Below are 9,039 nucleotides of genomic sequence, written 5' to 3'. Positions count from 1 at the left end.
GCTCCTGACGCGCCGCGCTCCTGACCTGCCGCGCTCCTGACCCGCCCGCCCTGACCCGCCGGGCTCCCAGCAGGCCGCGCCCCCAACAGGCCCTGCCCCTCAAACGGCACGCCCCCAAGACGCCCCGCCCCCAACAACCTCCCGCCCTAGCGCGCCCCCGCGCCGCAGCCCAACCCGTACCGCTCTGTCCATGAGCCCGTCCCTGGGCGGTCGGAGGCCCGGACGTTCGGGTGGCCCAGGGGCCGGCGGCCTGGACGTTCGGGTGGCTTGGAAGTTGAGTGGCCGGGGCGGCGGCCTGGGCGGTCGGGCAGCTTGGAAGTCGGGCGCCCCCGGAAGCGGGCGGCGACCTGGAGGCCGGCTGGCCTGGACTGTCGCGTGGCCAGGAGGCCGGTGGCTTGGCTGATCGGGTGGCGTGGCGGTCGGGTGGCTTGGAGGGTGGGCGGCTCGGAGGCGGGAGAAGGCCTGGAAGTGCGGGCGGTCTGGGGGCGTGCGTCTGGGGAGGCCAGCGCCCAGCGTGGTTTGGGTGCTGGGCTTGGTGGTGCGGTCGGTCTGGCCCGGTCAGGGGGAGACTTCGGAGCGCGCCCTCGGCGGGTCAGAGATGGGCGGGGGCTCGGCCTGGTGGGCAGGTTGGGCTTGGGACGGGCCGGACGATCCTCAGGGTGGATGGGGTTAGGGGAGGGGGACGTTCTGGATCTTGCCGAAGATGCCTGCGTCGAAGGTGACGGTCTTGACGGTGGGCGGGGGTGCGGGGAGGTAGAAGAAGCCTCGGTTGGTGGTGTTGGGGGCGTTGTTGATGACGGAGGTGTCCTGGTCGGCGTAGCGGCGGGTGACGCCGTCCTCGGGGCCTAGGCGGACGCTCTTGTAGAGGGTGCCGGTGGCCGGGTCGATCACGCCGAACGATCCGAAGGCGCCGCCGTTGTTGCCGGTGTAGCCGGTGACGGGGCGGACCAGTTCGCCGGGGCCGAGGTTGGTGATGTCGAAGACCGCGACCAGGTAGGCGCCGTCTCGGTAGAACGGCTTGAGGTCGAAGCGGCGTTTGATGTGGGAGCCGAAGACCACGCCCTCGGTGGTGCGGGTGGCGATGGTGGCGCCGTCGGTGGGGTGGAACGGGGCCGGGGCGCCGCCGGTGGTCTTCTGCTCCTGGGGTGCGCGGGTGGTGGTGGTCGTGGTTTGGGTCTTCTGTTGTTTGAGCTGGTAGGAGATTTCTACGCGGCGGTTCTTCGCGCGGGCCTGGTCGTCGTCGGGGCCGCCCTCCTTGGCGATGGGCTGGGTGTCGCCCTTGCCCTCGGCTCGGTACCGGTAGTCGGTGCCCAGGCGGGTTTGAAGCTCCTTGAGCACGGCCTGGGCGCGGTCCTCGGACAGGCGCTGGTTGTAGTCGTGGGCGCCCTTGCCGTCGGTGTGGCCGGTGATGATGACCGGCGGCTTGGTGGGATCGGCCTTGGCGCGGGTCTCGGCCGCGACGTCGTCCAGGACGGACTTGGCCTTGGCGGTCAGGGTCGCCTTGTCGAAGTCGAACAGCACGTCGGTGCGCAGGCCGATCTTCTCCTCGCTGTTGCTGGTGCTGGTCGACTTCACGGTGCCCTCGGTGAGGCCGTACATGTCGACGACCCAGGCGGGTGCTTTGCCGACGACGGTGCGCAGGGGCCAGGCGACGGTGCTTCCGGGCGTGGGGTTGTCGCCGACGATCGGTGCGGACGGGCCGCCCGAGCCGGTGCCGTCGACGACCGGGACGCTGGTGAACTCGCCGGCGGTCGTCGGGGCGATGACGGTGAGGGAGCGGACGTCCTTGGGGATCGGCGGGAAATGCAGCAGCGTCTCGTACCGCACGCCGGGGGCGTTGGACTGCGGCCACGTCTGGCTGCCGACCGTGTCGCCGGTGCCGTCCTTGTCGTAGAGGGGGAAGTACGCCTTGTGGCCGAGCGGATCGATCAGCTTGAGGTCGAGCTTGCCCATGCCGGCCATGCCGGTGGAGAACGCGATGGTGCGCGGCTCGCGTTCGAGGTCGGTGACGTAGAAGCGCAGGACGGAGTGGTCGGCGTACCGCTCGATCTGCTTCATCTCGATTCGCGAATGGGAGGCGGGCAGGCCGGACCACGCCTCCTTGGTGAGCGGGCCGGTGTATTTCGGGGGCGCTGCGGTCTTTCCCTCGGGCTTGGCTTCGCTCGGTGAACTGCAGCCCGCGAGCAGGATCAGGACTGCGGCCACGGCGGTGGTGCGGATCGTCCTTGTGCGGCGCATGCGGCTTACCTTTCCGGTCCAGCGCTGCCGGGGGGAGATGGTGAGGCGGCCTGTGGTGGTCAGCTCTTCTGGAAGGAGACCTCGACGCGGCGGTTCTTGGCTCGGCCGTCGGGGTTGTCCTTGTCGCCGATCTTGTTGGGGGCTACGGGCTTGGTCTCGCCGAAGCCTTGGGCGTTGATGCGGGTGTTGGTGGCGGCCAGGACGGTCAGGAGTTCGGCCTTGACGGCCTCGGCTCGTTGGCGGGAGAGGGTGAGGTTGTAGGCGGGGGCGCCGATCGCGTCGGAGTGGCCGGAGACCTGGACGGTGCCGGACGCGTCGCGGAGGCGAGGGGCGAGGGCGGCGATGCGTCGTTTGGCGGTGGGGGTGAGGGTCGCCTTGTTGAAGTCGAACAGGACGTCTGCGGACAGGCTCACGGTGACCTGCGAGCCCTTGGTCTGTTCCTCCTCTAGCGGCTTGATCGAGTCGGCGGTGCGGAGGTCGAGGACGGCGGCGGAGGTCTTCACGTCGAAGGCGGCCTCGCCTGCTTTGACGTCCAGGATCGACTTGGCCAGGTTGGCGTCGGGGACGTTCGGGTCGGCGTTCGCGATGGAGGGGACGGAGAGCAGGGCCAGGAGCGCGGCGGTGAGGGTGAGGGGGCGTCTCATGGTCAGCGTCCGATCGGCACGTCGCGGAAGATCGGGAACTTGCCGATCTGCACGTCGACGGCCTTCACGTTGTCGGGCGGGGCGGCGAAGACGAAGTTGAGGGTGTTGGCGGCGTTGTTCTTCAGATCGCCGTGCAGGTCAGGCCCGAGGGTGTTGTTGTCGGAGTCGTGGACCACGACGTAGCGCTTGAGGTTGACGGTGTCGAGCAGCGAGGCGTCGTTCGAGCCGTTCAGCCGGAAGAGGGTCGGGGTGTCGCCGCCCGCGTCCACGTGCGGGGTGAGCGAGACGACCAGGTTGGCGAGCTTGCCGCGAACGGTCAGGCCGGCGATGCCGAGGTCGACCTTGCCCATGGTGGAGTCGGCGGTGGTCTGGATGATCAGCTTGCCGGGGTTGGACACCGAAGGGTGGCCCTTGGCGACCGAGTTGGCGGCCGTGCCGTTGCCGCCCTTGTCGCCCGAGTCGTCGCCGAACGGGGAGCAGGCCGTCGAGGTGCCCGCGGTGAGCAGTGCGAGCGTGGCCGCGGCGGCGGCCGCGCGCTGTGAGATGCGCATGCGATCTTCCTTTCGTGTGGCCGCCCGGTCCGTCGCATATGCAAATCGCTCCGGCCGTGGCACCATGGATCCGGTGTCGGGTGATGCTGTGCAAACGAGAACATAGTATTTGCAAATGCGAATCGTCAAGGGGTTAACGTGACCGTGGCCGAAGACACCGTCGCGCGCAATCGGGCGCTGCAGTCCCAGTGGTACGGCGAGCCCCTGGTCGACCGGTTCCGGCGCCTGCTCGATCGCCTGGGGCTCTCGCAGGCGAGCCTCGCCTCGGTGCTCGGGCTGTCGGCGCCGATGCTGTCGCAGCTGATGTCGGGGCAGCGGGCCAAGATCAGCAACCCGGCGGTGATCAACCGGCTGCTGGCGGTCGAGGAGCTCGCGGCCGATCCCGGGCTGGACGACCTGCGCGAAGGCGAGCTGGAGGAGATGCTCCGCCGGATCCGCGCCGAGACGGCCACGACCACCTCGGGCGTGCGCCTGGCGCAGAACAGCGCCTCGCCGATCGAACGTTCGCTGGCCGAACGCCTTGAGGACCACCTGGCCGCGGGGGAGGCGATGGCCGAGGAACGCGCGGCGGACGAGGCGGTGGCGTCGTCGGGTGGCGGCGGACGGGGTGGCGGCGCTGGGTCCGGTTCTCGTGCGGGCGTGGTCGGTGGGCCTGTTCAGGTGGTGATGTCGCCTGCTCGGACGCTGCAGAGCCTTTTGCGCGCGGTGGCGTCGGCCTCGGAGATAGAGGCGGCCTCGGCGCTCGTGGAGAACGACTTCCCTGAGCTCGCCGAGTTGCTGCGCGTCTACGGCAACGGCCGTACGAGCGAGGCCGAGGCCCACTTCCAGCGCACGATGGGACGTGGCTGAGCAGCCGACTGTTAAATCTCACATCAGAATGTGAATTGCGCGCGCCCGATTGTGGTCTCTAAGGCGTGCTGCCGTTCGGCCTCGCGAGAGTGAACGTGCGTCCGGCCTCGCGTCGGCGCGGTGTGTGCGGTTGGCTCGGGATTGCCCGTGGGTTCGGCTGGCCTCGCGGCGCGCGTGAGCGCTGGCGTGTGCAGGCTGGCCCGAGGTTGACCGTGCGTTCGGTCGGCCTTGCGGTGCCGCGTGGGCGCGGGGCGGGCGCGGTGTGTGCGGCTGACCCGAGGCTGAATGTGCGTTCGGCTGACCCTGGGGCGTCGCGTGGGAGTCGGCGTGTGCGGCTGATCCGGGGGCTGAACGTTCGTGGGGTGGTGCGGGGCTAGTCGGTGGTGACCACGTGGAGGTTGACGCCTTGGGCGCGTAGCGGGGCCAGGTCTCGTTCAGCGGCGCCGGCATCGACGATGACGGTGTCGAAGTCCGACAGGGGAGCCAGCTGGTGCAGGCCGTGCTTGGCGAACTTGGTGTGGTCGATGATGAGGATGCGCTGCGCGGCGGCCTGCATGAGGGCGCGCTTGACGGCGACGGTCTCCTGCGACTGGTGGTAACAGAAACCGCTGGTCACCGCGGTCGTGGACATGAAGAGGATGTCGGCGCGGAGGGACTGGATGGCCTCGGACGTACGGAGGCCCAGGAAGGCGTCGTAGGCCGGGTAGTACGCGCCGCCCAGGCCGATGAGGTCGATGCCCTGGTCGGTGGCGAGGAGCTTGAGGACCGCCATCGAGTTGGTGATGACGGTGAGGGGCTCGAGCTCGGGGAGGCGGGCGGCCAGGGCCAGGCAGGTGGTGCTCTCGTCGACCAGGACCGATGAGCCCGGCGTGACGAACTCCAGCGCGGCCTGGGCCAGGTTTTGCTTGGCATCGGCCATGACCTGAGCGCGGTACGCGACGTCGCCGTGGTGAAAGGCCGAGGGCTGGGCGGTGGCGCCGCCCCTGACCTTGCGCAGCCAGCCTTCGCTTTCCAGAACGTCGAGGTCGCGGTGGATCGTCATGATGCTGACGTCGAGGCCCTCGGCCAGCGAGTCGATGCGGACGAAGCCCTCCTGCGTCACGCGCTGCCGGATCTGCTGTCTGCGCTGTCGTACGCGTAGCGGCTGACCCGCCCCCGACGCTTGACCCGACTCGCCTTGGGTGGGCTCGGGGGCCTGGGGGGACGCCTCGTCGGTGGCCTGGGGGCCTTCGTTGGTCGACAACGCGGTTCCTTCCGGAGGTCGTGCACCGATCGCGTCCATCAGTGACAGGCCGGCTCGAACGTAACACCGCGGCGGAGGGGCAGCTGGATCACGGTTACATCACATCCTGTCCGAGATGGGTGTTACAAGTCTTGACGTTGTCACGTTCCCAAATGTTAGCTTCTTAACATCGCGGAAACGCCCGTTAACGGGCGGACGGGTGCAACCGCGGTGAAACGCCCCATAACACGCGGGACTCGTACACCCCCAAGGAGTGCTCAGATGAAGGCCCTTCGCCTGTCGGCCGCGCTGGCGGCCTCGGCCGTCGCGCTCACCACGGTCAGCGCCTGCAACTCGTCGGACAAGGGCGGGGAGAAGATCGCGTTCCTGATGCCCGACATCGCCTCCACCCGCTACGAGCTGTTCGACGCTCCGCTGTTCAAGGCGAAGGTCAAGCAGCTCTGTGACGACTGCGAGGTGCTCTACCAGAACGCCGGCTCGGACGCGGCCAAGCAACAGCAGCAGGCCGACTCGATGCTCGCGCAGGGCGTCAAGGCCATTGTGATCGACCCGGTGGACTCCGCGGCGGCCGCGACGATCGTCAACTCGGCCAAGTCCCGGAACGTCCCGATCATCGCCTACGATCGGCCGATCCCGAAGGCCAAGGCCGACTACTACGTCTCGTTCGACAACGAGAAGATCGGCTCCTCGATCGCGCAGTCGCTGGTCGACCACCTGAAGGCCACCAAGGCCGAGGGCGGGATCCTGGAGGTCAACGGCTCGCCGACCGACGCGGCCGCGGGCCTGATCAAGAAGGGCATCCACAGCTCGGTGGACTCCAGCGGCTTCAAGCTGCTCGCCGAGTACGACACCCCGGGCTGGGACCCGACCAAGGCGCAGAACTGGGTCGCCGGTCAGGTCACGCAGTTCAAGGGGCAGATCGCCGGCGTGGTCGCCGCCAACGACGGCACCGGCGGCGGCAGCATCGCCGCGTTCAAGGCCGCCGGCGTGAAGCCCGTACCGCCGGTGACCGGGAACGACGCCGAGCTCGCCGCGATCCAGCGCGTGATCAAGGGCGACCAGTACAACACCATCTCCAAGCCCATCAAGATCGTCGCCGAGGCGGCGGCGGACATCGCCTACCAGTTCGCGCAGGGCAAGAAGCCGGCCGGCAAGGCGACGCTGTTCGACACCCCGTCGCAGCTGTTCATCCCGACCGTCGTCACCAAGGACAACGTGGCCAAGGTCGTCAGCGAGCCGGGCTTCGCGCTGAAGGTCGCCGACATCTGCACCGCCGAGTACAAGGCCGACTGCGACAAGCTCGGGCTGAAGTAATGAGCGCGGCCTCGAGCTCCACGACGACCGCCAAGGTGGACAAGGCCGCGGCCGGTCCGATCCTCAGCCTGCGCGCCATCTCCAAGACGTTCGGCGCGGTCGCCGCGCTGACCGACATCGACCTGGAGGTGTCGGCGGGCGAGGTGCTCGCGCTGGTCGGCGACAACGGCGCCGGCAAGTCGACGCTGGTGAAGGTCCTGTCCGGGGTGCACACCGCGGACTCCGGAACCATCACGTTCCAGGGCGAGCGGGTGACCATCCAGAACCCGGCGGCGGCGCAGCGGCTCGGCATCGCGACCGTCTACCAGGACCTGGCGCTCTGCGAGAACCTCAACGTGATCGAGAACCTGTTCCTCGGCCAGGAGATCCGCCCGGCCCGCCTGGACTCGGTCGCGATGGAGGTCAAGTCCTGGGAGCTGCTGCGCCAGCTGTCGGCGAAGCTGCCGACGCTGCGCATCCCGATCGCCTCGCTGTCGGGCGGCCAGCGGCAGACCGTCGCGATCGCGCGTTCGCTGCTGGGCGACCCCAAGGTCGTGATCCTGGACGAGCCGACCGCCGCGCTCGGCGTCGCGCAGACCGCCGAGGTGCTGAACCTGGTGGAACGGCTCCGCGACAACGGCCACGCGGTGATCATGATCAGCCACAGCATGCCGGACGTGCGGGCCGTCGCCGACACCGTCGCGGTCCTCCGCCTCGGCCGCAACAACGGCGTCTTCGCGGTCAAGGACGTCTCGAACGAGGACATCATCGCGGCGATCACCGGCGCCACCGACAACGTGGTCTCCCGCCGCGCCGCCCGCGGGACAGAGGCGCCGGCTACCGCCGCGGACGACGTGCCCGACGGCGCGTCTGCCGAACGTGCGGACGCGGGCGACGACGCGGCCGCCGTTGCGGACGGTGTGTCCGCTGATGATGCCGCCAATGAAAGGGACGAGCGGTCATGACGGATCTGACCTCACCCGCCGCCGCGGTGGCCACCGACCTGCAGGACGAGCGGCTCCGGCAGACGGCCGGGCTGCGCGGGGCGCTGCAGGCGACGCTGTCGCGCGTACGCGGCGGGGACCTCGGGCTGCTGCCGGTCATCCTCGGCCTGGTCGTCATCGGGATCGTCTTCCAGATCCTGAACGACAACTTCCTGTCGAGCGCCAACCTGGGCAACCTGCTCATGGAGAGCGTCCCGGTCGGCGTGATCTCGCTCGGCCTGGTCTGCGTGCTGCTCACCGGCCAGATCGACTTGTCCGTCGGTTCGGTGAGCGGATTGTCGTCGGCGGTCACGGCCGTGCTGTTCGTCGACCAGGGCTGGTCGCCGTGGCTGGCGGTGATCGCGGCGGTGGCGATGGGCGCGCTGATCGGGCTGGTGTACGCGCAGGTCTTCATCCGGTTCGGCGTCCCGAGCTTCGTCATCACGCTCGCCGGACTCCTGGCCTTCCTCGGCATCCAGCTGAAGGTGCTCGGCAAGGACGGCTCGATCAACCTGCCGTTCGACTCGGGCCTGGTGACGTTCGCGCAGCTGAAGTTCGTGCCCGAGTGGCTGTCGTACGTCCTCGCCGCGGTCATCGCGGCCGGGCTGTTCGCCACCGGCTACCTCGGCGCGCGCGAGCGCCGCCGGGCGAAGCTGTCGGCGACCTCGACCGCCGCGCTGGCGGTACGCAGCGTCGCGCTGCTGATCGGGTCGGCGGCCGTGGTCTGGTACCTCTACCAGGACGGACGCGGGATCGGCTGGATGTTCGTGCTGTTCGTCGCGCTCGTCATCCTCCTCAACTACGCGCTCACCCGTACCAAGTGGGGCAAGTCGGTGTTCGCGGTCGGCGGCAACGTGGAGGCCGCGCGCCGCGCCGGCATCAACGTCCGCGCCGTCTACACCTCGGTGTTCGTCCTCGGTACGTCGCTCGCCGCGTTCGGCGGCGTCCTGGCGGCGGCACGCCTGGCCGCGGCCAACCAGAGCAGCGGCGGCGGGGACGTCAACCTGAACGCCATCGCGGCCGTCGTCATCGGTGGGACGAGCCTGTTCGGCGGGCGTGGGAGCGCGTACGCGTCGCTGCTGGGGATCCTGGTGATCCAGTCCATCTCCAGCGGGCTGACGCTGCTGAACCTGGACTCGGCCTACCGCTTCACCGTGACCGGCATCGTCCTCCTGCTCGCCGTGATCCTCGACTCGGTGGCCAGGAAGTCGCGCGCCTCGCACGGACGAGCCTGACAA

Annotated in this window: 8 protein-coding genes; 4 read left to right on the top strand and 4 right to left on the bottom strand. The window is 69.3% G+C overall.

All coding sequences use genetic code 11. The features are described 5' to 3' along the window. Positions 1-669: 669 nt before the first annotated feature. From J4573_RS46555 to J4573_RS46545, 3 genes are read right to left on the bottom strand one after another with little or no spacing between them, the layout of a single operon-like run. Positions 670-2,238 (bottom strand): OmpA family protein, encoded by a 1,569-nt coding sequence (locus J4573_RS46555; RefSeq protein WP_208262840.1) that lies wholly within the window; start codon positions 2,236-2,238, stop codon positions 670-672. 59 nt (positions 2,239-2,297) lie between these two features. Then, positions 2,298-2,882 (bottom strand): OmpA family protein, encoded by a 585-nt coding sequence (locus J4573_RS46550; protein ID WP_208262839.1) that lies wholly within the window; start codon positions 2,880-2,882, stop codon positions 2,298-2,300. A 2-nt stretch (positions 2,883-2,884) separates the two neighbouring features. Beyond that, the gene (locus J4573_RS46545; RefSeq protein WP_208262838.1) at positions 2,885-3,433 is read right to left on the bottom strand and encodes a hypothetical protein; all 549 of its coding nucleotides are present in this window, start codon (positions 3,431-3,433) and stop codon (positions 2,885-2,887) included. Between the two features lie 138 nt (positions 3,434-3,571). Between J4573_RS46545 and J4573_RS46540 the strand changes: the two genes are divergently transcribed. Next, on the top strand, positions 3,572-4,282 hold the full coding sequence (locus tag J4573_RS46540) for a helix-turn-helix domain-containing protein (protein ID WP_208262837.1): 711 nt from the start codon (positions 3,572-3,574) through the stop codon (positions 4,280-4,282). A 373-nt stretch (positions 4,283-4,655) separates the two neighbouring features. On the opposite strand, the gene J4573_RS46535 is transcribed toward J4573_RS46540, so the two are convergent. Next, on the bottom strand, positions 4,656-5,525 hold the full coding sequence (locus J4573_RS46535; RefSeq protein WP_243774686.1) for a DeoR/GlpR family DNA-binding transcription regulator: 870 nt from the start codon (positions 5,523-5,525) through the stop codon (positions 4,656-4,658). Between the two features lie 261 nt (positions 5,526-5,786). On the opposite strand from J4573_RS46535, the gene J4573_RS46530 reads away from it, so the two are divergent. Genes J4573_RS46530 through J4573_RS46520 form a run of 3 tightly spaced genes read left to right on the top strand, consistent with a single transcriptional unit; the run spans position 5,787 to position 9,036 of the window. Then, on the top strand, positions 5,787-6,839 hold the full coding sequence (locus J4573_RS46530; RefSeq protein WP_208262835.1) for an ABC transporter substrate-binding protein: 1,053 nt from the start codon (positions 5,787-5,789) through the stop codon (positions 6,837-6,839). Then, positions 6,839-7,783, top strand: a complete 945-nt coding sequence (locus J4573_RS46525) for an ATP-binding cassette domain-containing protein (RefSeq protein WP_208262834.1) — start codon at positions 6,839-6,841, stop codon at positions 7,781-7,783. The genes J4573_RS46530 and J4573_RS46525 overlap by 1 nt, the downstream gene beginning before the upstream one ends. Beyond that, entirely contained in the window at positions 7,780-9,036 is a 1,257-nt protein-coding gene (locus J4573_RS46520; RefSeq protein WP_208262833.1) for a sugar ABC transporter permease, read from the top strand. The genes J4573_RS46525 and J4573_RS46520 overlap by 4 nt, the downstream gene beginning before the upstream one ends. Positions 9,037-9,039 lie beyond the last annotated feature (3 nt).

Source organism: Actinomadura barringtoniae, assembly GCF_017573505.1.
In the GTDB taxonomy this organism is placed as follows: Bacteria; Actinomycetota; Actinomycetes; order Streptosporangiales; family Streptosporangiaceae; genus Spirillospora; species Spirillospora barringtoniae.
Note: the sequence above shows the minus strand (reverse complement) of the source record. Positions and strands in the feature narration are given on the sequence as shown.